Origin of the sequence: Roseovarius sp., from assembly GCF_040219995.1 — a bacterium.
Taxonomy (GTDB): domain Bacteria; phylum Pseudomonadota; class Alphaproteobacteria; order Rhodobacterales; family Rhodobacteraceae; genus Roseovarius.
This window is the reverse complement of record NZ_JAVJUC010000006.1, coordinates 1-25,489: the sequence shown is the minus strand read 5'-3', so window position 1 is coordinate 25,489 and position 25,489 is coordinate 1. Positions and strand designations below refer to the sequence as shown.

The 25,489-nt window shown below is 66.9% G+C and carries 15 protein-coding genes; 9 read left to right on the top strand and 6 right to left on the bottom strand.

What is annotated here, in order from left to right:
* The first annotated feature begins 79 nt into the window (after window positions 1–79).
* From RID11_RS00595 to RID11_RS00575, 5 genes are all read left to right on the top strand, one after another.
* Window positions 80–6,478: a type I polyketide synthase gene (locus RID11_RS00595; protein WP_350134905.1), complete on the top strand. Its 6,399-nt coding sequence runs from the start codon at window positions 80–82 to the stop codon at window positions 6,476–6,478.
* Window positions 6,475–7,443 (top strand): glycosyltransferase, encoded by a 969-nt coding sequence (locus RID11_RS00590; protein ID WP_350134902.1) that lies wholly within the window; start codon window positions 6,475–6,477, stop codon window positions 7,441–7,443. Before RID11_RS00595 ends, RID11_RS00590 begins: the two co-directional genes overlap by 4 nt.
* Window positions 7,440–11,945, top strand: coding sequence for a MupA/Atu3671 family FMN-dependent luciferase-like monooxygenase (locus tag RID11_RS00585; RefSeq protein WP_350134900.1), 4,506 nt, complete (start codon window positions 7,440–7,442; stop codon window positions 11,943–11,945). Before RID11_RS00590 ends, RID11_RS00585 begins: the two co-directional genes overlap by 4 nt.
* Complete coding sequence (locus tag RID11_RS00580) at window positions 11,942–12,592, top strand: 4'-phosphopantetheinyl transferase family protein (protein WP_350134896.1); 651 nt, start codon at window positions 11,942–11,944, stop codon at window positions 12,590–12,592. The genes RID11_RS00585 and RID11_RS00580 overlap by 4 nt, the downstream gene beginning before the upstream one ends.
* A gap of 216 nt (window positions 12,593–12,808) precedes the next feature.
* Window positions 12,809–14,107 (top strand): Wzz/FepE/Etk N-terminal domain-containing protein, encoded by a 1,299-nt coding sequence (locus RID11_RS00575; protein WP_350134893.1) that lies wholly within the window; start codon window positions 12,809–12,811, stop codon window positions 14,105–14,107.
* 6 nt (window positions 14,108–14,113) lie between these two features.
* On the opposite strand, the gene RID11_RS00570 is transcribed toward RID11_RS00575, so the two are convergent.
* The 6 genes from RID11_RS00570 to RID11_RS00545 all read right to left on the bottom strand — a co-directional run bounded on the left by RID11_RS00570 (window position 14,114) and on the right by RID11_RS00545 (window position 21,589).
* The gene (locus RID11_RS00570) at window positions 14,114–15,067 is read right to left on the bottom strand and encodes a CpsD/CapB family tyrosine-protein kinase (RefSeq protein ID WP_350134890.1); all 954 of its coding nucleotides are present in this window, start codon (window positions 15,065–15,067) and stop codon (window positions 14,114–14,116) included.
* Window positions 15,068–15,229: 162 nt separating this feature from the next.
* Window positions 15,230–17,338, bottom strand: a complete 2,109-nt coding sequence (locus RID11_RS00565; protein WP_350134887.1) for an NAD-dependent epimerase/dehydratase family protein — start codon at window positions 17,336–17,338, stop codon at window positions 15,230–15,232.
* Between the two features lie 9 nt (window positions 17,339–17,347).
* Window positions 17,348–18,304: a glycosyltransferase family 2 protein gene (locus tag RID11_RS00560; protein WP_350134885.1), complete on the bottom strand. Its 957-nt coding sequence runs from the start codon at window positions 18,302–18,304 to the stop codon at window positions 17,348–17,350.
* Window positions 18,301–19,542 carry a glycosyltransferase family 4 protein gene (locus tag RID11_RS00555; RefSeq protein WP_350134883.1) on the bottom strand — a complete coding sequence of 414 codons (1,242 nt, stop codon included), beginning with the start codon at window positions 19,540–19,542 and terminating at the stop codon, window positions 18,301–18,303. The genes RID11_RS00560 and RID11_RS00555 overlap by 4 nt, the downstream gene beginning before the upstream one ends.
* Window positions 19,539–20,435: an NAD-dependent epimerase/dehydratase family protein gene (locus RID11_RS00550; RefSeq protein ID WP_350134880.1), complete on the bottom strand. Its 897-nt coding sequence runs from the start codon at window positions 20,433–20,435 to the stop codon at window positions 19,539–19,541. The genes RID11_RS00555 and RID11_RS00550 overlap by 4 nt, the downstream gene beginning before the upstream one ends.
* Entirely contained in the window at window positions 20,426–21,589 is a 1,164-nt protein-coding gene (locus RID11_RS00545; protein ID WP_350134877.1) for a Gfo/Idh/MocA family protein, read from the bottom strand. Before RID11_RS00545 ends, RID11_RS00550 begins: the two co-directional genes overlap by 10 nt.
* A 160-nt stretch (window positions 21,590–21,749) precedes the next feature.
* On the opposite strand from RID11_RS00545, the gene RID11_RS00540 reads away from it, so the two are divergent.
* The 4 genes from RID11_RS00540 to RID11_RS00525 all read left to right on the top strand — a co-directional run.
* Entirely contained in the window at window positions 21,750–22,529 is a 780-nt protein-coding gene (locus RID11_RS00540) for a WecB/TagA/CpsF family glycosyltransferase (RefSeq protein ID WP_350134874.1), read from the top strand.
* A 570-nt stretch (window positions 22,530–23,099) separates the two neighbouring features.
* The gene (locus RID11_RS00535) at window positions 23,100–24,059 is read left to right on the top strand and encodes an ABC transporter permease (RefSeq protein ID WP_350134871.1); all 960 of its coding nucleotides are present in this window, start codon (window positions 23,100–23,102) and stop codon (window positions 24,057–24,059) included.
* Window positions 24,056–24,934 carry an ABC transporter permease gene (locus RID11_RS00530; protein WP_350134868.1) on the top strand — a complete coding sequence of 293 codons (879 nt, stop codon included), beginning with the start codon at window positions 24,056–24,058 and terminating at the stop codon, window positions 24,932–24,934. Before RID11_RS00535 ends, RID11_RS00530 begins: the two co-directional genes overlap by 4 nt.
* Before the next feature lies 1 nt (window position 24,935).
* Window positions 24,936–25,489: ATP-binding cassette domain-containing protein (locus tag RID11_RS00525; RefSeq protein ID WP_350134865.1), on the top strand; the 554-nt coding region annotated here is incomplete at its 3' end.

Sequence of the window (25,489 nt, the reverse complement as noted above, 5' to 3'; positions counted from 1 at the left end):
CCATGCCGCAAAACCGTCGCATTGTGGAAAGATACCGGACGCCTTATGATTTCCGCATTGTTCATTGATGGCCTGTGACATGAACGCGACCGACCTCAACGGCACAGAGATTGCCATTGTCGGAATGGCTGCGCATCTGCCCGGTGCGCGGACCGTGGCCGAGTATTGGGCGAACCTGCGGGACGGCAAACGCGCCATCAGGCGGCTGAGCGAGGCCGAACTGCTGGCAGCAGGGGAGACCCCCCAAACCATCCGCCGCCCCGACTACGTGCCATATGCAGCGCCGCTCGACGGGTTCGAGATGTTCGATGCCGAGTTCTTCGGCTTCGGCCCCAAGGAGGCCGCGATCCTCGACCCGCAGCACCGCCGCTTTCTGGCGGTCGCGTGGGAGGCGTTGGAAGATGCGGTCCACATGCCGGAGACCTTCCCCGGCCCCATCGGCGTCTTCGCGGGCTGCGGCATGGGGAGTTATTTTTACTTCAACCTCTGCTCCAACCGCGATCTGGTGGACGATGTCGGCATGTTCCTTCTGCGCCATACCGGCAATGACAAGGATTTCCTGACCACGCGGCTCAGCCATATCCTCGATCTCAAGGGGCCAAGCCTCGGCCTGCAAACCGCCTGCTCCACCTCGCTTGTCGCAGTGCATTACGCCGCGCAATCGCTGTTGAATGGCGAATGCGACATGGCGCTCGCCGGTGGTGTCACCATCGAGTTGCCGCAAAACCGCGGCTATATCTACAACGAGGGCGAGATCCTGTCGCCCGACGGCGAATGCCACGCCTTTGACCATCGCGCGCAGGGCACCGTGTTTGGCTCTGGCGCGGGCATGGTTGTGCTGCGGCGGCTGGAGGATGCGCTGGCCGACAGCGATCATATCTGGGGCGTGATCAAGGGCTCTGCGGTCAATAACGACGGCGCGGCCAAGGCGGGCTATCTCGCACCTTCGGTCGACGGTCAGGCGGCGGCGGTGGCCGAGGCGCAGGCGGTGGCAGGCGTTACGGCGGATAGCGTAGACTATGTCGAATGCCACGGCACCGGCACCTATCTCGGCGATCCCATTGAGGTCGCGGCGCTCAGCCAAGCGTTCCGCGAAACCACCCAAGCCGCTGATTTCTGCCGCATCGGCAGCGTGAAAACCAATATCGGCCATCTCGACACGGCGGCGGGCGTGGCGAGCCTGATCAAGGCCACGCTGGCGCTCTATCACGGGGAAATGCCGCCCTCTCTGGGTTATGAGGCCCCCAATCCCGCCATCGCCTTCGACGGCAGCCCGTTCTCGGTCAATGACCGCCTCACCCCCTGGCCCAAGCGCGACCACCCGCGCCGCGCCGGGGTGAACTCATTGGGCGTCGGCGGCACCAACGCGCATGTGGTTCTGGAAGAGCCGCCCGCCCGTGCCGCGCCTGAGGCGAGCGACTGGCCGTTTCAGCCGCTGGTGATCTCCGCGCGCTCGAAATCCGCGCTGGACGACGCCACCACCCGCCTCGCCGCGCATCTGCGCGAGCACCCCGAACAGCCGCTGGCCGATGTCGCCTACACGCTCAAAGAGGGCCGCCGTGCGTTTGAGCATCGCCGCGTCACCGTCGCCCGCAGCCATGCCGAGGGTGCCGACCGGCTGGACAAGGGCGACACCCGCCGCGTTTTCACCCATCAGGCGCTCGACGATCCCGATGTTGTCTTCATGTTTCCCGGCGGCGGCGCGCAATATGCGGGCATGGCGCGCGACCTCTACGAGACCGAGCCGGTCTTTGCCGAATGGATGGATCGCGGCCTCGATATCCTCGCGCCCAAGCTCGATTACGACATCCGCGCCCTCTGGCTGCCGGAGCGCGATCAAGTGGCGGCGGCGGAGGAGCGGCTGAAACGCCCCTCTGTGCAACTGCCGCTGATCATGATCACCGAATATGCGCTGGCCCAACTCTGGCAAAGCTGGGGCGTCACCCCCGCCGCCCTGATCGGCCATTCCATGGGCGAGAACACCGCCGCATGTCTGGCCGGCATCCTGAGCCTTGAGGATTGCATCGGCCTCGTCCACCTGCGCGGGCAACTCTTCGATACCGTCGAGAAGGGCGGGATGCTCAGCGTGCCGCTCTCTGCCGAAGCCGTGAAACCCTATCTCGGCGATACACTCGACATCGCCGCGCTCAACGCCCCCGACCTCACCGCCGTCTCGGGGCCGCAAGCCGCCCTCATTGATCTCGACACCCGCCTGCGCGCCGACGGGATCGAACCGCAGCGCATAGCCATCGACATCGCAGCGCATAGCCGGATGCTTGAGCCGATCCTCGACCGCTTTGAGGAGTATCTGCGCTCCATCCAATTGAGCGCACCACAAATCCCCATCCTGTCCAACCGCACCGGCGATTATCTCACGGCAGAAGAGGCCACCGACCCCGCCTATTGGGTCGCCCACCTGCGCCACACCGTGCAGTTCGCCGACGGCCTCACCCGGCTTGCGGAAACCCCTGCCCGCGTCTTCCTCGAGGTGGGCCCCGGCAAGGCGCTCTCGTCGCTCGCACAGGCACATGGCGCGATCAGCGCCAATCAGGTCATCGGCACCCTGCGCCACCCCGAAGACAGCATCGCCGATGACGAATATTTCATGGCCATGCTGGCCCGTCTCTGGGCCGTGGGGATCGAGATCGATTGGCCACAGATCTGGGGCGAGGCACAGCGCAGCCGCGTGCCGCTGCCCAGCTATGCCTTTCAGCACAAACCCTATTTCATCGCCCCCGGCGCGCCCCGCGCGGCGGCAGAGGACGATTGGCCCACCCATCGCGACGACCTTACCGACTGGGGCTACACCCCGCATTGGCGGCCCCGGCTGGCGGAGGTCGAGATCACGTCCGACGCAGATCTTGCTCTGCTCCCAAAGGAAACATGGCTGATTTTCGAGGACGACACCGGCCTGGCCTACGCCGTGGCCGAGCGCCTCAGCGCCGCGGGCCATATCGTCACCACCGTCACCCCCGGCGACAGCTTCGCGCGATTGGATAAAAGGCGCTACACCCTCTCGCCAGAACGCGGGCGCGAGGGCTGTGACCAGCTGATACGTGCGCTTGTCACAGACAGCCGCGCGCCCAGCCGCATCGCGCATTTCTGGCTGGTCACCCGCGACGAACACCACCGCCCCGGCTCCAGCTTCTTTCACCGTGTGCAGGAACAGGGCTTTTACAGCCTGCTCTTTCTGGCGCAGGCCATGGGCGACGGGGGACTGAGCGCGCCCTTGCACATCACCGCCCTCACCACCGGCGCGGCACAACTCCGCGACGAGGCACTGCCCTACCCCGCCAAATCCACGCTCGCAGGCCCGCTCCGCGTGATCCCGCGCGAGATGCCGCATGTGACCACCGCCAGCCTCGATCTGACCCTGCCTGCACGCGGCGCGCCCGATGCGGGCCTTGTCGCTTGCGTGCTCGAAGACCTGCTGCAAGACCCCCGCTGCCACGAGGCCGCCCTGCGCGGCACCCGCCGCTACGAGATGGAATGGCGCGCCACAGAACTAGCCCCCGGCACCGCCCCGATTGCCAAGGGCGACACCGTGCTCATCACCGGCGGTTTCGGCGGCATTGGCCTTACGCTGGCCGAAGATCTCATCACGCAAAACAACGCCAATATCATGCTCATGGCGCGTCACGCCCTGCCGCCCCGCGCCGACTGGCCCCGGATCACCGCGACACGCGGCGCAGCCGATCCGCTCGCCCGCCGCATCGCCGCTGTTAGCCGCCTAGAGGCGCTTGGCGGCGAGGTCATGGTGATCGCGGGCGATGTCAGCAATATCGAGGACATGCAGGCCGCGCAAACGCAGATCGAGACGCGCTTTGGCCATCTCAACGGCGTGATCCACGCCGCCGGTGTGATCGCCGACGCGCCGCTGCTGGCCAAGGGGCCGGACACGATCGAGGATGTCTTCACCCCCAAGATCCATGGCACGCAGGTGCTGGAACAGGTCTTTCCCGACGGCACGCTCGACTGGCTGGTGCTGTTCTCGTCAAGCTCCACCGCGACCGCCCCCGCCGGACAGGTCGATTACGTCGCCGCCAACGAATATCTCAACGCCTACGCCCGGTCGCGGGCGGGCGGGCGCACCCGCGTCCTTGCGCTCGACTGGGGCATCTGGGCCGAGGTCGGCATGGCCGCCGAGGCCGTGGCTCAGGCAAGCGGCACCGCTCCTGCCGCCCCGCGCCTGCCGGTCGATCACCCGCTCATCAACGAGGCAAGCTTTGACGCCGAGGGCAACCGGGTCTTTCACGCAAGCTACAGTGCCGCCACCCATTGGGTTTTCGATCAGCACCGCACGCGTGACGGTCAGGCGCTTCTGCCCGGCACTGGCTATCTCGACCTGCTGGCGCAGGCGCTGCGCGCGCAGGGCGAGGAGGGCGCGTTCGAAATCCGCGATCTGATGTTCCTTCGCCCCTTCGACCTGGCCCAAGGGTCCACGCGCGACATGCGCCTCACTCTCACCCGCAGCGATCAGGGTTACGCTGCCCGGATCGAGGCCGCCCACCAACAGGCGGGCCGTCAAGGTTGGGTCACGCTGGCCGAGGCCGATCTGCGCCTGCTGCCGCTCACGCCCCCCGCCCCGCGCGATATCGACACCATGCGCGAGCGTATGGAGAATTGGCAGAAGGCGACAGGCGATCCACTCCCCTCCCCCCAAGAGGCGCATCTCGATTTTGGCCCCCGCTGGCGCGTGCTCCATGCGCGTGGCCTCGGTTCGGGCGAGGGCCTCGCCCATCTGCGCCTGCCCGCCGAGGCGCAGGGCGATCTGGCCAATGGCCACCTCTTGCACCCCGCGCTGATGGATATCGCCACCGGCTGGGCCATGGGGCTGATCGACGGCTATGACGGCAGCGATCTCTGGGTGCCGATGTCCTATGGCGCGCTGCGGGTGCATGCGCCGCTCGGGCCGGAGGTCTGGAGCATCGCCCGCCTCACGACCGATCAGGCGCAGGAAACCGGCGTCGCCCGCTTTGACATCACGCTCACCGATCCTGATGGCCGCGTGCTGGTCGAGATCGAGGATTTCGCCATCCGCAAACAGGCGGACGGGCTGGCGATCACCCCGCCCCGCGCCGGTGAGATCCGCTTTGACGCTGGCGCTGAAAGCACACCATCAAGCCCCGCCGAGGACCGCCTGCGCCACAACCTGCGCGAAGGCATCCGGACCGCCGAAGGGGCCGAGGCCTTCCGACGCGCGCTCGCCCTCGGTCAGCCACAAGTGCTGGTCTCCTCGCTCGACCTGCCCGCCCTCATCCGTCAGGCTGAGGCGGGCGCGCAAACCCCCGACGAGACCGGCCAACGGTTCGAGCGGCCCGATCTCGACGGCGATTACGTCGCCCCCGAGGGCGAGATCGAGACCCGACTCGCGGGCTTCTGGTCGGACCTTCTCGGCCTAGACCCGGTCGGCGTCGAGGACAGCTTCTTCGATCTTGGCGGGCATTCGCTCATTGCCGTGCGGCTCTTCGGCATGATCCGCAAGGCCTACCGCGTCGATTTCCCGATCTCGATCCTGTTCGAGGCCCCCACCATCCGCGCCTGCGCGCGCCTGATTGAGGCGCGCATCGGCCCGCAGGAGGCAAGCGAGAGCGCACCGGCCAGGACGGAACCCGCCCGCCGCTTCACCCATCTGGTGCCCATGCATCGCGGCGAGGGCGGGCCCAAAACGCCCTTCTTCCTCGTCGCGGGCATGTTCGGCAACGTGTTGAACCTGCGCCATCTGGCGCATCTTCTGGGCGATGACCGGCCGTTCTTCGGACTTCAGGCGCGGGGCCTCTACGGCGATGACGCGCCGCATGACGACCTGACCGAGGCCGCCCGCGACATGATCGCCGAGATCCGTCAGGTGCAGCCGCATGGCCCCTACCTGCTGGGCGGGTTCTCGGGCGGCGGCATCACCGCATACGAGATGGCGCAACAGCTTGAGGCGGCGGGCGAAACGGTGGCGGTGGTGATCCTGCTCGACACGCCGCTGCCGCAACGCCGCCCGCTGTCAGGTCGCGACAGGGCCGTGATTCAATGGCAGGAAATCAAATCGAATGGCCCGTTCTACCCGCTCAAATGGGCCGCGCGGCGCGTCGCATGGGAGATCGCCAAACGCCGCCCGCAGGATCACGCGGAAACCTCCGAACACCATTTCCACGATCATGAGATCGAGGCCGCCTTCTACCGCGCCATCGCCCGCTATAATGTCCGGCCCTGGGACGGCGCGCTGCACCTCTTCCGCCCACCGCAATCGGGCAAGTGGCAGGTCTCGAACGGCCAATGGGTGAGTTCCGAGCGCGCCTATGTGCTGCCCGACAATGACTGGTCCGGGCACGCCCCCAACCTCTCGGTGACCGAGGTGCCGGGCGATCACGATTCCATGGTGCTGGAGCCCAATGTTCGCGTCCTCGCCGCCCGCATGCGCCGCGTCCTCGAGGCGGCAGAGGACACGCGGGATGCCCCACCAAACCACCGGGAGGCCGCGGAATGACCGCCCCCCGTGTCCTCACCATCGTGCTCAACTGGCGCACGCCCGAGATGAGCCTCAAGGCTGCCACTGCCGCACAGCGCGCGATGGCAGGGATCGCAGGTGAGATCGTGATCGTGGACAACGCATCGGGCGACGGCTCGTTCGAGAAGATGCAGACCGAAACAGCGGATTGGAAGCGGGTGCGCGTCATCCAATCCGGCCATAACGGCGGCTTTGGCGCGGGCAATAACGCGGGCATGCGCGCCGGGCTGTCGGACGGCACGCGTCCGGATTACGTTTATATCCTCAACTCCGATGCTTTCCCCGCTGAGGGTGCCATCGCGGCCCTGCTGGCCCATCTGGAAGCAACGCCCAAGGCCGGTCTGGCGGGCAGCCAAATCCACGGCCCCGACGGCACGCCGCATGTGACCTGCTTTCGCTTCCCGTCCATCCTTGGCGAGTTCGAAGGGGCCGCGCGCATTGGCCCCGTCAGCCGCCTGTTGCGCCATCACGCCGTGCCCCTTCCCCTGCCCGAGACCACAAAGCCCGTTGACTGGCTGGCCGGGGCAAGCCTGATGATCCGGCAAGAGGTGCTCGATACCATTGGCAGCTTTGACGAGACATTCTTTCTCTATTTCGAGGAAACCGACCTCTGCCTGAGGGCCGCGCGGGCGGGCTGGCAGACGCATTACGTGGCCACCTCCCGCGTTGAACATCTCGGTTCGGTCTCGACGGGCATGAAGGGCTGGGGGCGGGTGCCGGACTACTGGTTCGCCTCTCGGCGGCATTATTTCATCAAGAACCACGGGCGCGGCTATCTCGCGCTGGTCACGCTGGCACATCTGACCGCTGCGACCCTCGGCAGCCTGTGGCGGCTGATCCGGCGCAAGGGCGCGCCGCGCCCGCCGCATTTCCTGCGCGATCTGGTGCTGGGCGATCTGGGCTCGGCCCTGCGGGGCACGAACAAACGAAAGGCGGACGCATGATGCAGGCGCTACTCATCGGCAACGAATCCCTCGCCCTGCAATGCGGCGAGGCGTGGCTGGCGCGCGGGCATGGCATCGCGGCTGTGGTGACACGCCGTGCCGATGTTGCCGCATGGGCAGGCGAAAAGGGCCTGCGCGTCGAGACCCCCGGCGCGGGGCTGGCCGAACGCCTGGGCGATCTGAGCTGCGACTGGCTGCTTTCCATCGCCAATCTCGACCTTCTGCCACAAGACGTTCTTGCCCGCGCCACGCGCGGCGCGGTCAATTTCCACGATGGCCCCCTGCCCCGTCATGCCGGGCTGAACGCACCGGTCTGGGCCATTCTGGAGGGTGACGCGCAGCATGGCATCACCTGGCACCTGATCGAGGGCGGCATTGATGAAGGCCGCATCGTGGTGCAGCGTCTGTTTGACATCGCACCGGATGAGACCGCCTTTACCCTCAACGCCAAGTGCTATGCGGCGGCGCTCGACAGCTTTGACGAGGTGATCCGCGCGCTGGAACACGGCGTGCCGGGGCTGGTCGCACAGCAGAGCGTGCCGCGCAGCTATCACGCGCGCGACGATCGCCCCGGGAGCGCCTGGCTCGATTTCAATCGTCCCGCCGCCGATCTTGCGCGGGTGGCGCGCGCGCTTGATCATGGCGGCTATTTCAACCCGCTCTGCATGGCACGGCTGCGCATCGGCGACCTTTTGTTGCTCGCCGGGCGGGCAGAACCCGTGGCCGGAGACAGCGCGCCTGGCACGGTGCTGGAGAATGACGGCACCCGGCTGACCGTCGCCACCGGCGAGGGCGCACTGCGCCTGAGCAGGATCACAGGCCCCGAGGGCGCGGGGGTCGATCTCGCCGCCTGCGCGCCGGTGGATTGCGTGGTTACGCCCGCCTCTGACGCAGACCGGCAGGCGCTCGCCGATCTCGCCCCGCAAGACGGCTATTGGCGCAGGATCGTGACCGGCATGCGTCCGATCACCCTTCCCTTTGCCGCAGGCGAAACCGCACCCCCCGAGCGCCGAGCGCTTGATCTTGCGCCCGAGACGGCCCTTGCTGCCGTCGCAACATGGGCCACGCGGATTGGCGGCACCGAGGGTGGGCATCTGGCCTATACCGGCCCCGCGCAGGCCGAGGCCCTGGATCTCGCCTGCACATGGGTGCCGGTCGAGGCGGATCGCTTGGCCCACGATCTGGAGCAAGCCGATGCGCGCGGCCCCTTTGCGCTCGATCTCTTTGCCCGCGACCCAGCACTCGATGCCACACATCGCCCGCATCTGGGGCTGCGCCAGGCGGGCGTGGGCCTCATTCCCGGCACCGCGCTGACTGTCGATCTGACCGATGCGCCGACGCTCCTTTACGATCCCGCCCGCCTCTCGCCCGCGATGGCCGATCTGCTGGCCAAACGGCTCGAGGCGCTCGGGCGCGGGGAGAGCGCCGCGATGCCCGAGGCCGAACGCCAACTGGTCATCGAGGCATGGAACCGCACCGATACCCCCTATGACGCCCGCCCCATTCACCGGCTGATCGAAGCGCAAGCGCACGAGGCCCCAGAGGCCCGTGCGCTGGTCTTCGAGGCCCAGACCCTGAGCCATGCCGCGCTAGATGGGCGTGCCAACCGCCTTGCCCATGTGCTGCGGCAGATGGGGGTGGGCCCCGGCGTGCTGGTCGGGCTCTGCCTGCCGCGCTCGGCGGATATGGTCGTGGCCGCGCTGGCGATCTGGAAGGCAGGCGGGGCCTATGTGCCGATGGACCCGGCCTATCCCGCCGACCGGCTGGCGCATTACCTGACCGACAGCGGCGCGCGGGTGGTGATTACCCGCTCTGACGTAGCCGACACCCTGCCGCAGGGCACCGCGCAACGATTGCTCATCGACAGTGACCCACGCCTTGCCACTGCGCCCGACACGGCACCCGACGGTGGCGCGCGGCCTGACGATCTGGCCTATGTGATCTACACCTCCGGCTCCACCGGACAGCCCAAAGGCGTGATGGTCACGCATCGCAACCTCGCCAATTTCTTCGCCGGGATGGACGACCGTATCCCGACCGCGCCAAATGCCGTCTGGCTCGCCGTCACCAGCCTCAGTTTCGACATCTCGGTGCTGGAACTCTTCTACAGCCTTGCGCGCGGCTATACCCTCGTGCTCAGCGGCGAGGAAAGCCGCGCGCTGGTCTCCTCGGGGCAGATCGCCACCTCGGATCGCGGCATGGAATTCAGCCTCTATTACTGGGGCAACGATGACGGCACCGGGCGCGACAAGTACAAATCCCTGCTCGAAGGCGCACAATTCGCCGACACGCATGGCTTCTGCGCCGTCTGGACGCCCGAACGGCATTTCCACGCCTTCGGCGGCCCCTATCCCAACCCTTCCGTCACCGGTGCCGCCGTGGCCGCCGTGACGCAGAACCTCGCGGTCCGCGCGGGCAGTTGCGTCGCGCCCCTGCATCACACCGCCCGCATTGCCGAGGAATGGGCGGTGATCGACAACCTCACCAATGGTCGCGCGGGCCTTGCCATCGCATCGGGCTGGCAGCCCGACGATTTTGTCCTGCGCCCAGAGAACGCGCCGCCCAACAACAAGCCCGCGATGTATCAAGCGATCCGCGATCTGCGCAAGCTGTGGAAGGGTGAGTCGGTGGGCTTCCCCCGCGCCGACGGCACGCTGCACGAGGTGGTCACACAACCGCGCCCGGTGTCATCCGACCTGCCGGTCTGGGTGACGACGGCGGGCAACCCCGAGACATGGCGCGAGGCCGGGGCCAACGGGGCCAATGTGCTGACCCACCTGCTCGGCCAATCCATCGCCGAAGTGGGCGACAAGATCACCCTCTACCACGCCGCCCTGCGCGAGGCGGGGCATGATCCGGCCGATTTCACCGTCACGCTGATGCTGCACACCTATGTGGCCGAGACCCGCGAAGAGGCCGCCCGCGTCGCGCGCGAGCCGATGAAGGATTACCTGCGCTCCGCCGCCGGGCTCATCAAGCAATATGCCTGGGCCTTTCCGGCCTTCAAAAAACCGAAAGGCGTGGACAACGCCTTTCAACTCGATCTCGGATCGCTGGAGGACGAGGAACTCGAAGGCATCCTCGATTTCGCCTTCGAGCGGTATTTCAACGACTCGGGGCTCTTCGGCACGGTCGAGGATTGCGTCGCCCGGGTGGAAGAGCTCAAGCGCATCGGTGTCGACGAGGTCGCCTGCCTGATCGACTACGGCATCCCGGTGCGGCAGGTGCTCGACGGGCTGCGGCCCCTGGCGCGCGTGCTGGAGCGGTCGAATAAGGTGGGCGGCATCCCCGAGGATGATTTCTCCATTGCCGCGCAAATCCTGCGCCACAAGGTCACGCATCTGCAATGCACCCCGTCGATGGCGCGGATGATCGCGATGAATGACGAGGCGCGGCATGCCCTCGGGCGGATCAGGCACCTGATGCTCGGCGGTGAGGCGCTGCCCGGCAGTCTGGTGCAGGAGCTTCGCGGCCTCACCGACGCGCTGATCACCAACATGTACGGGCCGACCGAGACCACGATCTGGTCCACCACCGGCCCGGCCGAGGAGACCCCAGGCCCCTGCCCCATCGGCACGCCAATCGCCAATACGCAAACGTATGTTCTGGATACCGACATGCAGCCCGTGCCGGTCGGCCAGCCGGGCGAATTGTGGATCGGCGGCGATGGCGTCACGCGCGGCTATCTGGGGCGCGAGGATCTCACCGCCGACCGCTTCCGCCTCGATCCGTTCCGCGCGGGCGGGCGCATCTACGGCACCGGCGATCTGGTGCGCTGGCGCGCCGATGGGCGGCTCGACTTCATCGGGCGGGCTGATACACAGGTCAAGCTGCGCGGCTACCGGATCGAGCTGGGCGAGATCGAGGCGGCGTTGGAGACCTGCGCGGGCGTCGATGAGGCCGTGGTGATCCTGCGCGAGGACACCCCCAATGATCCGCGTCTCGTGGCCTATCTGCGCGGCACGGCCCCCGAGGCCATGGTCAAGGCGCATCTGGCGCAGCACCTGCCTGCCCACATGATGCCCGCCCATATCGTCCCGCTCGACGCCTTTCCGCTCACCCCCAACCGCAAGGTGGACCGCAAGGCGCTGCCCGCGCCTGCGCAAATCACCGCGCCACGCCCAGTCAAGGCCACGGCGCCCGTCACACCCGCGAACAGCCTAGAACGCGAGATCGCGGCGATCTGGGCGCGCATCCTCGGCGTGGCGGAAATCGGCGCCCAGGACAGCTTCTTCGATCTTGGCGGGCATTCCCTGCTGGCGGTACAGGCGCATCGCGAGATACGGACCGAACTGGGCGTCGAGCGCCTCGGCATCACCGACATCTTCCGCTGCCCGAAACTGGCCACGCTTGCCGCGCGGGTGGCCGAGTTGCGCGGTGACGGGCCCAAACCGGCCAACGATCCCGGAGCGGCCCCGGCCGCGGCCGCCGAAACCCGCGCCTCTGCACGCACCGATGCGATGGCCAAGCGCCGCGCGATGCGCGCCGCGCGCCGGGGATGACCAAAGCGCTTACTGCCGCCCTGCGCGCGCTCCTGCCGCCGGGAGTGGCGCTTGGGCAGGCCGACCCGACCGCCCCCGAGACCGGCCTCATGCCCGAAGAAGCGGCGGCGATGACGCGCGCCATCCCAGCCCGGATGCGCGAATTCGCCGCCGGACGCCGCGCCGCGCGCGCGGCCATGACCTCGCTTGACCTGCCCCCTGCCCCGATCCCGCAGGGTGTCGACCGCGCCCCGCTCTGGCCCCTGGGCCTAACCGGCACGATCAGCCACGGCGCGGGCGTATGTCTTGCCGTCGTCACGCGCACGGGCGATCTTGCCGGGGTCGGCCTCGATCTCGAACCGGCCACCCCATTGCCCGAGAATCTGACAGACACGGTCTGCACCCCGCAGGAACACGCGCGCCATGCCTCGCCCCTCGCCGCCCGGCTGATCTTCTGCGCCAAGGAAGCCACCTACAAGGCACAATATGCCCGGAGCGGTACTTTGCTCGAATTTCACGATCTGGCGGTCACGTTCACCGCCCACGCGACCGGGTTCACCGCCACGCTAATGCGCCCCTGCCCACCGTTTGCCGAGGGCACGACATTTTCCGGGCATCTCGTCATTGCGGACGGGATCATCGCCGCGCTTGTCACCCTGCCCGGCTAGAGCAACACAGTGTTTCCGGATCGCGGGCAATAAACTGTGGCGCAAATATGGCCGGATCGTTAAATTGGGGCGAAATCAAGACGTAATTCTGTCAGGACCGTTTGGGGGCATTCGGTCGGCGGGGCGCGCGGGGTCTCCCGCCTGACCTGTCGGCATGGTTTGGCCCCTGATCGTCATTTCGTCGATGCACTGCGATACGACGCTGATAGGTAGACCATGAGTTCGATCAAATCCTTGCCCGACGTGATGCGGATGCTGCGACGCAGACTGTGGGTGATCGTGCTTGTTGCACTGATCGGATCGGTCGTGTCGGTCATGGTCGCGCTCAACCAGCCCAAGGTCTATCAGGCGACGGCGGTCATCCAGATCGAGACGCCGCAGGTCGAGCGCGACAGCCGTGGGCAGATCATCGGCAGCGATGCGCGCCACCGTCTGCAACTCATCGAACAGCGGCTGATGGCGCGCGATCATCTGATCAAGATGATCGACAAGCACGGGCTCTTTGCCGATGCCCACGACATGCCGCTGTCGCAAAAGATCTATCAACTGCGGATTTCAGCCCGGATCGAGCAGATCACCGTCGGCATGCCCGGCGCGGGACCGGCAACCACGCCCTCGGGGCTGAGCGTCACGGTGAGCCTTGGCAACCCGGACAAGGCCGCCGAGGTCGCCAATGATTTCGTTGATGCGGTGATCAGTCAGAACCGTCAGCGCCGCATGGAGTCGGTGCGGGAAACGCTCGATTTCTACAGCGACGAAGAGGCCCGCGTGGATGCGCGCATCGTGACGCTCGAAGAACAGATCGCCGACTTCAAGCGCGCCAATGCCGACGCCTTGCCGACCAGCATCGGGTCGATGCGCGATCAGCTTGGGACCTTGCAGGAAACACTCCTGGAGATCGATCAGCAGATCATCGCGCTGGAGACCGAAAGCTCGCGTCAGCGCGAAGAGGTGTTCGCCCGTCAGGTCGGACAATTGAACGATCAGCGCGCGCTCGTATCCAGCCGCATCGCCGCCATCGAGGCCGCACTTGCCGCCGCACCACGGGTGGAGCGCGAACTCGGCGCGCTCAATCGCGACCTGACCCAGCTTCAGGAACAGCTGACCACAATCACCCGCAACCGGGTCGAGGCGGAAATGGCCAGCGTGCTGGAAACCCGGCAACAGCAGGAGCGGTTCGAAATCCTCGAAACCTCGATCCCGCCGCAGTATCCGGTCTCGACCAGCCGCAAGAAGCTGGCGCTCGCGGGCGGGCTGGCCAGCCTTGCACTCGGGCTGGCCCTCGCCCTCGTGCTGGAGATCCTGAACCCGGTGCTGCGCACCCCGTCCCAGCTTGAGGACGAGTTGGGCATCACCCCGGTGGTCTCGATCCCGGTTGTGCGCCTGCGCGGCGAGCGGCGTGCGCGCCTGTTCAAACGCCTCGGCACGTTGACCCTCGCGCTGTTGGTTTTGCCGATCCTGTTTCGGGTGATACAGGAAAGGCTCTTGCCGTTACGCGCACTTGGCGGCAACTGAGCCGGGTCAATAGCCGTATTTGGTGATGTTCTCGCCCTCGGCCCGGTTCATCACCACGCCCAGTAGCGGCACCTCGTCGCCAAAGCGGGCCTTGAGGTCGCGCACCTCTTTTGCGGTGCTGCGCCCGCCGCCGACGACCAGCAGAACGCCATCGAATTGCGGCCTGAACCCCAGCACATCATCATAGTAGAGCGCGGGCGGCATGTCGAAGATCACCACATCCGGCGCCAGCCGCGCACAAACATCGGCCAGCACCGCCGCTGTGCCCGGCGCCTGCAGGAGCTCCGCGGCATAGGCTTCCGCCCGATCATTGAGACCTAGCGCAAGCTGTGGCCCGATATGCATCGCATTCTTGTCGGGCCGCAGGAAATGCCGGTCGGCGGTCAACTCGCCAGTCAGGAAACGGGACATGCTGCCCGGCTCCGAGATGCCAAGCATCTTTGCCAGCGACGGGCGGCGGAGGTCCATGTCCATCAGGACGGTGTGCAGGCCCGATTGCCGCGACAGGCTGATCGCCAGATTGGCCGCGACAAAGGACTTACCGCAATCCGGCGTCGCCGAGGTGATCGCCACCCGGTGCCAGCCGCGCGCCCTCAGCGTCGCCACCAGCTTGGTGCGCAGCACGTCAAAGGCCACATGCGCCGGATCCTCGCGGGTGGCAGAAATCATGCGATTTCGGATCAGGTGACGGGTATCGAGCGGCACGGCCCGCAGAGCATCCCAAAGCAGATGCTGTGTCGACGCGACAGGCTCAGGCTCAGGCTCAGGCTCAGGACTGTCCAGCGATTCGGGAGTTACGGCAAACGCTTCCTCCGGCTCGGCGCGCATCCCTTGGTCGAGCGAAAAGACAGCCGAGTCTTCGCTCTCCTCGATCACCGGATCATGCGTGTCTTCGGCTTGCTCAGTGGCGCGGCGTGCCTCTCGGCGGCGCATATAGGCCTCGTGGCGCGGGAGGTTCATTGGCACAGTTCCACAACCCGCGACGCGCCGGGGCGCGTGCCGTGCGTCATGAAGAGGCGAGCCGATGCTGCCATATCCGGGAACTCCTGCCTGTTGCGCCCGGTATGCCGGGCAAATCCGGCAACAATGCGACGGAAAATCACTGATTATATGCCCCGAGCCTCAGAACCCGATGAGGTTGGCCCGGTCCACCGCCGCCTGCAAGAACGCCTCGCGATCTGCGACCGGGGTCCATCCCAGCAAAGCCTTGGGCTTGGCATTGTCGAAGCGCGCGTAATGCGCCCGCGATTGCCAGTCACGCAGCGACGCGCGGATCACGCCGGGCCGGCGCAGCGCATAGGTCTTGAGCACGGATTTCACCGCATCCGAGGCCCATAGCATCGTCAGGTTTCCCGAACTCACCCGCAGACGCGCGCCAAGCCGCATGTGGATGGCGTTGAAATAACTGCGCGCCGAGGGCTGCACATCACCCACGAGGTTGAACGACTGCCCGAGCGCCGCCTCCTGTGTGCCCATCCGTATCAGCGCATCCGAGACATCGCCGATCAGCACGAAGGGCAGTGGATTGTCCCCCTCACCCCAGAGCCGCACCGCCCCCGCGCCGTGCCAGCGCCCGATCCCCCAGTGCTGCAGCGGGCCGCCATGCCCCACCACGATCCCGGGTCGCGCGATGGTCAGGGGCAGGCCATGCTCGCGCTGCATCTCCCACAGCCGCCGCTCGCATTCCGCCTTGGACCGGGCATAGAGATTGCGGTCACTCATATCCTGCGCAAAGGGCGTGGATTCGGTGATCACCGTTTGGGGGTTCGACATGTCATAAGAGGCTATCGTGCCGGTATAGACAAAGCGTTTGACGCCAGCCGCCAGCGCCGCCAGCGCGATCCGGTCCGAGACGCCGATATCGTTCTCAAGACAGTCCTCCCACGAGGTGCCAAGCGCGCGCGCGAGGTTATACACAACGTCGATCCCCTCCATCGCGCGCGTGAGCCCCGCCTCGTCGCGCAGGCTGACGGCGCAGGTCTCGACAGTCTCGGGCAGATCGTCGAACGGCCCATGCGCGCCCCGCGACAGCACCCGCACGTCATGGCCCTGCGCCACCAGCGCGCGCGTCAGGTCGCGGCCCAGAAACCCAGTGCCGCCGATCACCAGCGCCGTCGGTTTCGGTGTGCGGCGGGGTTTGGGGCGGCGTACGGTCTCGCGCCCCTGATCCGGCATCAGCGCAATCGTCGCGTCTATCGCGCGCATCACGCCTTCGGCCGCCGCGCCGTCAAAACGCGGATCAAGCGGCTTTCCGTCACGGATAGTGCCGTAAAACGCGTCAAACATACCAAAAAACCCAAGCGCATAGGGTGACTTGCGGTTCAGCGACCCGATCTGCTTCGCGGCATTGCCCACGCCTTCGCGCAGGTGCTCCCAAACCCCGCCCATCTCTCGCAGGAACGGGTTGAGAACCAGATCAGCGGTATTCTCGCGGGTCACGGTCAGCACATCGGCGGCATAATCCAGCCGCGCCAGCCCCGATGAGCCGCGCAATGTCAGCGAGCGGTCGTCAATGCTCTCGACCAGTTGCAGGTTGATCGCCAGATCGACCTCTCCCGCCTCTGCCGTGATCCGCCAGCTTTGCGGGCGCTCCCCTGCGCCGGGCAGTTGCACGGGTTTCGACAGATGCAGCCCCGTCACAGTGACCGGGCCGAACAGATCGTGCGCGAAGGCGAAAAGATGCGGGCCAAGCTCACGCAGAAGGTTGCCAGGCTCACGAAGCATCCAAAGGCCAAAGGGCCCAGAGCGCAGCGGTCCCAGCGGAAAGGCCCAGGTGATCTCGGCGCTTGAAACCCGGCCCAATTCCCCCGCCGCGACCAACCCCTTGAGACGCTGATAGGCGGGCAGCCCGAGGAAATTATGCCCGGCGGCAAAGTGGCACCCGGCAGCGCGCGCCGTCTCGGCCACGCTTGCCACCTCCTCGCCCGACAGCGCCACCGGCTTTTCCACCAGCACATGCAATCCGGCGGCCAGGCATTTGCGCGCCAGGGCTGCGTGGCTGTCGGGCGGCGTCAGGATATGCACCGCCTCGACCTCGCCGCTTGCGATCATCTCGTCCAGATCGGTGAAGGCCCGCGCTCCATACGCCGAGGCAAGCCCCTCAGCCGCCGAGGCCGACAGATCACAGACCGCCGCCAACCGCGCCCCCGGTGTCAGCTTAAGTGCCGCCGCATGCCAGCCCGCGATATAGCCCGCGCCGACAAGCCCCACATTGATCGTCCTATCCGTCATGCACACCGCTCACTTGTATTCGATGATCCGCATCGCCGCCCCGCGCCGCTTGCGCAAGGCGTAGGTCAGCATACCGATCAGGTTGGGAAATTTCGACAGGGTCAGAAAGACCCCGTGATGCAGCGCGGTGCCAGTGGCCATACCCTCGCCGCGCAGCCCCTGCACCGTCTTGAGGTAAGAGAGCAGATAGGCCGAGAGGACGAGCACCAGCAGCGGCCACCACAAGACCAGCCCCGCAAGCGCCAGCACCGGCAGCCCGAGGCCATAGACCCAGACCCGCGCCCGCTCGCGCGCGAAATAGCCCGGATGCAGATCGCCCACCTGCGCAAAGCCGTGGCCCGAGCGCACCGCGCGCCGCCACCACTGGCCAAACCGCGTCATCGCGGCATCGTGCCGGGTCATCGGCAGGGGCAAGCGGCGCAGCCCCCACCCCGCCTTGCGCAGCCTTTGGCAAAACTCGTCATCCTCGGCGGCGATCACCTGCGCGTCAAAGCCCCCGGCCTCGATATAGGCGCGGGCGCGCACCATCATATCACCGCCACAGGCCGTGATCTCGCCCGCGGGACGGTGCCATTCGTGATCGCAAAGCGCATTGTAGACCGAAGCTTCGGGGGCGATTTCCGCCCGCCATCCGGTGACGAGCCCGAGGGTTGAGTCATCCTCCAAGGCAGCCAGCCCCGCCTCGATCCAGCCCGGCACCACCGTGCAATCGCCGTCGATGAATTGCACGATGTCCGGCGGCACCTCCCCAAGCGCACCGAACCCTGCATGCCGCGCCCGCGCGGCGGTAAAGGGCGTGGCGGGGTCGAGTTCCACCACCTCCGCGCCCGCCGCCCGCGCAGCCGAAACGCTGCCATCGGTGGAGCCGCTATCGACATAGACGACGCGCCGCCCCTCCAGCGAGGCGAGCGCCGCCACGAGCCGCGCGCCCTCATTGCGCCCGATCAGCACTACGGCGAGGCTCATGCGCAGCTCTCCGGTCTTAGAGTTTTAGGCGGGGTGTCGGTCGCATAGCCCTCGAACAGTGCGGCGAGCCATGCCGCCTCGCTCTCCGAGGCAAACTCCTCCACCACTCGCACGCGCCCGGCCTCGCCCATACGACGGCGCGCCTCCGGGTCTGCCAGCACCCGCGCCAGCGCCGCGCGCAGCGCCACCACGTCACCGGGCGGCACCAAGAGTCCGCTTGCCCCGTCCTCGACCAGTTCCGCCACGCCCGCAATGCGCGTCGTCACCACCGGCACGCGGGCAGCCAATGCCTCCATCAGCACCACGGGCAATCCTTCGGCAAAGCTTGGCAGGACCAGCGCCGTCGCCTCGCGCAGCAGTGCCGCCACCTCGTCTTGCGACTTGTAACCGACGAAATCCACATGATCCCCAAGGGGCGCTGCCAGCCTCTCCAAGTCTTCACGCTCCGGCCCTTCACCGACCAGCGTCAGACGCAGATCGGGATGATCCGCAATCAGCCCCTGCAGGACCTCCAGCAGCACCGGCACCCCCTTGACCGCCGCCAGTCGTCCGACGAACAGCAGATGCGCGGGCGCGTCAGGTGCGGGCCCGTCATAGCGCGCAGGGTCAACCCCGCAATGCACGATATGCAGCTTGCTCCAATGCTCAGGACTTGAAAACGCCATCGCCTGCGAACGGGCAAAATGGCTGATACAGGCCACGAACCGCGCCCGCGCAATCTTTTCATCCAGCCGCCAGCGGTACGGCTCATAGAAGATATCCGGCCCGTGCAGGGTGAAACTGTAGGGGATGCCCGACATTTCCGAGGCGAGCATCGCCACGGTGCAACTCGACTTGGCGATATGGTTGTGCAGATGCGTGAGGCCCCGCGCGCGCAAGTGCTGCGCCAGCACGGCGGCCTCGGCCAGATAGATGAACTGATAGAGCGTCGCGGCCACCCCGCCGGGGCTTGTCCGCCACGCGAGCCGCAGCGTCCGCAGCCACGCCCCCGGCCTGCGCCAGGCTGCCAGATGCGCGGCGATCAGGCAGCGCGGCGAGAGGGTCGCCTCCAGCACATGAAACGTGCCTGCCGCCTCCTCGCGTTGCTCGGGGCCGGTGTGATGCTCCGCCCCGGTGCGGCGCATTGAACAGGACTCGACCGTCAGCCCGCGCGCCCGCAACGCCGCCACCTCGCGTTGGATGAACGTATCGGTCGCGCGCGGATATTCGCCCGTCAGATAGGCGATCCGCAGGCTCATCCCCCGCCCTCCACAGCACGGGAAAAGGCCGTCTCGAAATCGTCCTGCGGTGTCCAGTCCAGCGCCGCCTCCGCCGCCGCGATGTCATAGCGCAGGGGCCGCATCCGGGCGCGCAGGATGGCGGGGCGCAACAGCCCGGGCAGGCGACCGCCAAGCGGCGAGAGCAGCCAAGCCAGCGGCATCACCAGCCGCCAGTTGAGCGGCAGCACTCGGCGCGGCCAGCCGGTGCGCCGCAGCGCCGCCAGATAGCGCGCCCGCGTGGGCCGGTCCGGCCCGAGGATATTGAGCGCCCGGCCCTCGCCCGGCATCTCGGCGGCCAGCACGAAGGCCCGCGCACAATCCGCCAAAGAGACGACCGGCACTTCGCCGCCACGCTCCATCAGGATCAGCGTGCCACCCGCTGCGGGGCCAAGATGCGCGGTCGTCACCCGATCGGGGCCAAGGATCGCACCGGGGCGCAGGATGGTGTGACGCAACCCACTCTCGCGCAGCATGTCCTCCTGTGCAAGCTTGGCGCGCGCATAGGCGTCGCGGCGATTGGGGCGATCTTCCAGCGGGGTGGCCTCGGTCACGACACCCTTGGCATCCGCGCTATAGACCGCGATGGAACTTGCCAGCACCAGTCGCGGCGGCAGGGGCTGCGCCTGCATCGCCTCGATCACCCCGCGCGTCGCCTCAACGGTGTCGCGCGCCTGCACCGCCTCGTCGCCCGAGAGCGACGCAGCCAGATGGATCACGCAATCCACGCCGTCGAGCGTGGGCAATTCCCCCGATGCAAGGTCGAGATCGTCCCGGGTCAGCGCGCGTACCTCGTGCTCGCGCGCTTGCGCCTCGTCCACGACAGCGCGGCCCAGAAAGCCGCCCGCCCCGGTGATCATCAGTGTCAGGCCCATGATGCTGCCTCCATCGGTTCGCATGTGCTTTGCATGACGTGCGCGCCTGCATCGCAGCCTGCGTTCTGAATGGCCAGTGTCACCTCGGTCAGATGCAGCGCCATGGCATTCGTCAGCCGACAGGCCCGACATTCGGCGAGCGCCTCCAGCATCTCCACCGGGCCAAGCGCGAAATTCATCGACGCGGCCCCCCAACGGCCGACCTTGGGATGCGACGACCCGCGCGCGCGCAAGCGACGGCCCAACGGGTGCTCCAAAAGCCGCCGCCGAAGGACGAACCGCCTATGAAACCGCACCGGCGCGGCATTGTTCCACGCCTCTTTCACCTGCAAGACGCCCGCATCGCCGATCACCCGAATGCGGTGATCATGCGGTGCCGTGATGGAACAGGTCAACCGCGCCACCGGGCCCTGCGCAAAAAACAGCGTCGCCACCGAGAAATCCGGCGTGCCTGACGCGCCGGGCTTGTCGGGCAGCACCTCGGCCGAGGCGGCAACCACCCGCTCCACCGGGCCGAACATGGCGATGAGCCAGCTGAGGTAATAGCCCGCATGCTCCAGCGTGCAGCCGACGGCGAATTCGTCCGCGTGCGGCCAGGGCGCACCGCTCTCGCTCTGCCATTTGGCAAAGGGCGCTTGCGGGATGAACCCGTCGTCAAGCTCTGCATAGACAAGGCGCGGCACCCCCGCCACGCCGCGCCGCACCGCCGCAAGCAAAACCTGCGCCGCCTCGCCCAAAACCGAACAGGGGGCCGAGACCAGCATCAGACCCCGCACGTCCGCCAGATCATGCAGCGCCTGCGCCTGCGCCATCTCCATCGCCAGCGGCTTTTCGCAATAGACGTGATGGCCAGCCTCCAGACAGGCGCGGTTGATCTCGTAATGCGCATCCGGATTGGTGAGGTTCAGAACCACATCATTAGGGGCAAGCCGCGCCAAAAGGGCCGCGAGGCTGTCTTCGGTCTCCACCCCCCAATGCGCCGCGAACGCCGACTGCCGGGCCGAATCACGGTCATGCACCGCAACGACGGTCACCTCGGGATGCACGGCAAGGGAGCGCAGGTAGAGATCGGCCACGAATCCGCAACCCACGAGCGCCACGCGCCCGCCTTTTGCCTTATGGGCCGCCCGATCTGCACCGTTCCGCTCGTTCATGCGCCCCCGCTAACCATAAGATCGTGACAAGATTCAGACCTTTGCCTTCCAATAACAAGCCTTTAAGTAGCGATGATGCAGCAAGGGCACAGGCACGCTCGGGAAAACCCTGAAAATCCCGCGATTTCGCCGCAGTCTGAACCCAGCCCTGCTATAGCATATGGGTCAGACAGCTATCGGGACGCCGGATTTGAACTTTCGCATTCACGACCGCACGCTCTGCGTCGCACCACTCACCCGCGCGGGGCTGCTGGCCGACCTGTCCGACCGGCTGCGCGCCGGGCGCGGTTTCGCACTCGCGACGATCAATCTCGATCATCTGGTAAAACTGCCCCGGGATCGGGAATTTCTCGACGCCTATGCCCGGCATGATCTCGTGGTGGCCGATGGCAATCCCGTGGTCTGGCTGTCGCGGCTGGCCAGAACCCCGGTGGAACTTGTGACCGGCTCCGACCTGATCGAACCGCTGGCCCGCATCGCCGCCGAGACCGGCACGCCGCTGGCCCTCGTCGGCAGTACCGAGACCGCCCTGCAGGGGGCGGAGGACAGTCTGCGTGCGCGCGTACCGGGTCTGGAGATCGCCGTGCGGATCGCGCCGCCTATGGGATTCGCGCCGCTTGGCGATCAGGGCGCGGAAGTGATCAAGGCGCTTGCGACGTCGGGCGCGGGGCTGTGCCTTGTCGCCCTTGGCGCACCGAAACAGGAAATCTTCGCCGCCCGCGCCCATGCGGCCCTGCCACATATGGGCTTTGCCAGCATCGGTGCCGGGCTCGATTTCATCGCCGGGCAACAGCGGCGGGCGCCGATGCGGATGCAGCGCATCGCGATGGAATGGCTCTGGCGCATGCTGAGCGATCCGCGCCGCCTGCTCCTGCGCTATACACGCTGCGCGCTGATCCTGCCGGGTCTGGCATGGCGCGCGTGGCGCATGCGCGCCTAGTCTTCGCCACCTGGGCCAAGAGCCCGATCGGCATCCCGCCCGTTGATCGCCTCGACCAGGGTTTGTCGGCCCGTGATCCCGGCCTTGCAACCGATTGTCTGAATAAACTTGAGGGTTGGGATGTCCTGAAGCTTCCGTTGCCGTGAGCCGCGCATCGACGGGCCGCGGTACGGCGATGCTACGCTTGTTCGGAAGAATTTTATCTCTGCCAAGTCGGGAAAACATCCAGCGATGCGCAGTTTGCAGCCAAATCGCCGTGCCGTCGGGGCGGCGTCATGCCGAAGGCATGCCTCTGGCATGACGATGCGCAGCGGTCTTCGACCGCGTATCGCGCAGGGTGCTTTGATCCAACGGCAGCGCCAGGCCAGCACGCCCACTGGCTCAATGCATGGTCATGGACAATCGATGCGCCGAACCAGGTTTCGTCCATTTCGCCCAAACATGCCGAACCCGTGCGCACACGCCTGTTCACGTCCCCGCGCCCCATGCAGGAAACTCTCGACGCAGGCGCGCGGGCTGGTCTAGGCTTGCGCAGACACTCGCGGCGCGTTCCTGGGGAGACACGTATAAATGCTGGCCTTGATCATCAGGCGCCTGGCCCTTGGGCTGGTCACGGTCTGGCTTGTCTCCGTGATCATCTTTCTGGGCGTCGAGGCGCTGCCGGGGGATGCCTGCACCGCCATTCTGGAGCGCGACGCACATGGCGAAGCGCTTGCAAAATGCCGCGAGGTTATGGGGCTGAACACGCCCGCACTCACCCGCTATCTGGACTGGTCGGGCGGCATTCTCACCGGCGATTTCGGACTGTCGGCAAATGGCCAGGAACGGATCGCCGAACTGGTAGGCTACCGGCTGCGAAACTCGCTGCTGCTGGCGGCGGGGGCCCTCGGCGTGGGCATACCGCTTGCCATCTTCCTGGGGGTGATCGCCGGTCTGTGGCGGGACCGCTGGCCGGACATCCTGTTCTCGACCGGGGCAATCTTTGCCATGACCATCCCCGAATTCGTCGCCGCCACGATCCTGATCCTGATCTTCGCCATCTGGCTCGGCTGGGTGCCCGCCATTGTGCTGACCCCTGCCGATGCCCCACCACTGGATTTCTTTCCCGAGTTCATCCTCGCTTCGACCGTGCTGACCATGCTGATGATCGCACATGTCATGCGCATGGTACGCGCCTCGATGATCGAGGTTATGGCGGGCGATTACGTTCAGATGGCCACGCTCAAGGGCGTGCCCTACTGGCGCATCGTCTTTCGCCATGCGCTGCCCAATGCCCTGCTGCCCGCGATCAACGTGATAGCACTCACCGTCGCGTGGCTCCTGGGCGGCGTGGTGGTGGTGGAGGTGGTGTTCAACTATCCCGGCCTCGGGCGGCTGTTGGTCGATGCCATTTCCGACCGCGATCTGCCAGTGGTGCAGGCGATCACGATGATCGTGGCGATCACCTATGTGGGGGTGAACCTTGTGGCCGACATCCTCAGCCTTGCGCTCAACCCGCGTCTGCGCAGCCATCAGGAGAGGGGCGCATGAGTTCCACAAGCCCTGCCGCGCGCGGCCTGCGCAGCGTCGAGGTGCTGCGCGCCATGATGGCGCGGCCCTCGGGCGCGATCGGGCTGACGCTGGTGGCGTTTCACCTTCTGATGGCGGTCCTTAGCCCGTGGATCGTACCGTTCGACTACAAGGCGATGGATGCAACGCTCACCCTGGCGGGCCCGTCGCCCGCGCATTGGCTGGGCACCGATCATCTGGGGCGAGACGTGCTGACGCGGGTGATGCTGGGCGGGCGCGAGGCGCTGCTGGTCACCGGCACGGCGACACCTGTCGCGCTGATCTGGGGCGGGCTGTTGGGGGTTTACCTCGGCCTCAAGGGCGGCTGGCGCGACGAGGTTGCGATGCGTCTGGTGGATGCGTTTCTGGCACTGCCGGGCATTCTGCCGCTCTTGGTGCTGATCACCGTCTTCGGCAGCGGCGGCGAGGTGCTGATGCCGACGCTGGCGTTTTTCTTCGGCATCCCGGTGATCCGCGTGGCGCGGGCCGCGGCGCATGAGGTGGTCGCGCGCGATTTTGTCTCGGCGGCAAGGGCACGCGGGCACCGCCCGCTCGACATCGTGCGGCGCGAGCTGTTGCCCAACGTGACCGACACCTTGCTGGTCGAGGGCGCGATGCGGTGGTCGTGGATGCTCCTTGGGTTCTCGGCGCTGTCCTTCCTCGGCTTTGGCGTCTCGCCGCCGAAACCCGACTGGGGGCTGATGATCTCGGACGCGCGGGTCTACATGTCGCTGGCCCCTCTGGGGGTGATCGCGCCGGTCGTCGCCCTGTCGACGCTGATCATCGGGATAAATCTCAGCGCCGATGCGCTGGCCAAGAGCCTCGGTCTCGACCACAGCCGCAAGGCGGTGATCTGAAATGGCAGATACGACAGCCCTGATCGACATCCGCAAGCTCTGCGTGGGGTTTCGCGGGCGCGCGGGCGCGATGCTGCCGGTCCTGCACGAGGTCGATCTGACGGTCTGCCGGGGCGAGAGCATCGGCATTGTCGGCGAGAGCGGATCGGGCAAGAGCACGCTGGCGCTCGCGGCCATGGGCTATCTCAAGCATGGGCTGCAAAAGATATCGGGCGAGGTGATCTATGACGGGGCCGAGATGTTCGGGCGCAGCCCGGCGGATCTGGCGCGGATCAGGGGCGGCCAGTTGGGGCTGATCCCGCAGAATTCCGGGCAGGCGCTGACCCCTACGATGCGGGTCGGCACGCAGATCCGCGAAGCGCTGCACCTGGATTGCGCCCTGCCCGAGGCCGAGCATGCAACCCGCGCGCGCGATCTGCTGGCGCAGGTGCGCCTGCCGGACCCCGAGGCGATCCTGCGCCGCTACCCGCACGAGTTGTCGGGCGGGCAGCAACAGCGGGTGGCGATTGCCATGGCGCTCGCGGGCGAGCCGGACGCGCTGCTGCTCGACGAGCC

What these genes read in the sequence shown, in the direction of transcription:
- RID11_RS00545 (WP_350134877.1), bottom strand. Translation starts at nt 21,589, where the DNA reads ATGAACGAGCGGAACGGTGCAGATCGGGCGGCCCATAAGGCAAAAGGC.
- RID11_RS00585 (WP_350134900.1), top strand. Translation starts at nt 7,440, where the DNA reads ATGATGCAGGCGCTACTCATCGGCAACGAATCCCTCGCCCTGCAATGC.
- RID11_RS00535 (WP_350134871.1), top strand. Translation starts at nt 23,100, where the DNA reads ATGCTGGCCTTGATCATCAGGCGCCTGGCCCTTGGGCTGGTCACGGTC.
- RID11_RS00550 (WP_350134880.1), bottom strand. Translation starts at nt 20,435, where the DNA reads ATGGGCCTGACACTGATGATCACCGGGGCGGGCGGCTTTCTGGGCCGC.
- RID11_RS00580 (WP_350134896.1), top strand. Translation starts at nt 11,942, where the DNA reads ATGACCAAAGCGCTTACTGCCGCCCTGCGCGCGCTCCTGCCGCCGGGA.
- RID11_RS00575 (WP_350134893.1), top strand. Translation starts at nt 12,809, where the DNA reads ATGAGTTCGATCAAATCCTTGCCCGACGTGATGCGGATGCTGCGACGC.
- RID11_RS00595 (WP_350134905.1), top strand. Translation starts at nt 80, where the DNA reads ATGAACGCGACCGACCTCAACGGCACAGAGATTGCCATTGTCGGAATG.
- RID11_RS00555 (WP_350134883.1), bottom strand. Translation starts at nt 19,542, where the DNA reads ATGAGCCTGCGGATCGCCTATCTGACGGGCGAATATCCGCGCGCGACC.
- RID11_RS00530 (WP_350134868.1), top strand. Translation starts at nt 24,056, where the DNA reads ATGAGTTCCACAAGCCCTGCCGCGCGCGGCCTGCGCAGCGTCGAGGTG.
- RID11_RS00560 (WP_350134885.1), bottom strand. Translation starts at nt 18,304, where the DNA reads ATGAGCCTCGCCGTAGTGCTGATCGGGCGCAATGAGGGCGCGCGGCTC.
- RID11_RS00540 (WP_350134874.1), top strand. Translation starts at nt 21,750, where the DNA reads ATGGGTCAGACAGCTATCGGGACGCCGGATTTGAACTTTCGCATTCAC.
- RID11_RS00590 (WP_350134902.1), top strand. Translation starts at nt 6,475, where the DNA reads ATGACCGCCCCCCGTGTCCTCACCATCGTGCTCAACTGGCGCACGCCC.
- RID11_RS00565 (WP_350134887.1), bottom strand. Translation starts at nt 17,338, where the DNA reads ATGACGGATAGGACGATCAATGTGGGGCTTGTCGGCGCGGGCTATATC.
- RID11_RS00570 (WP_350134890.1), bottom strand. Translation starts at nt 15,067, where the DNA reads ATGAACCTCCCGCGCCACGAGGCCTATATGCGCCGCCGAGAGGCACGC.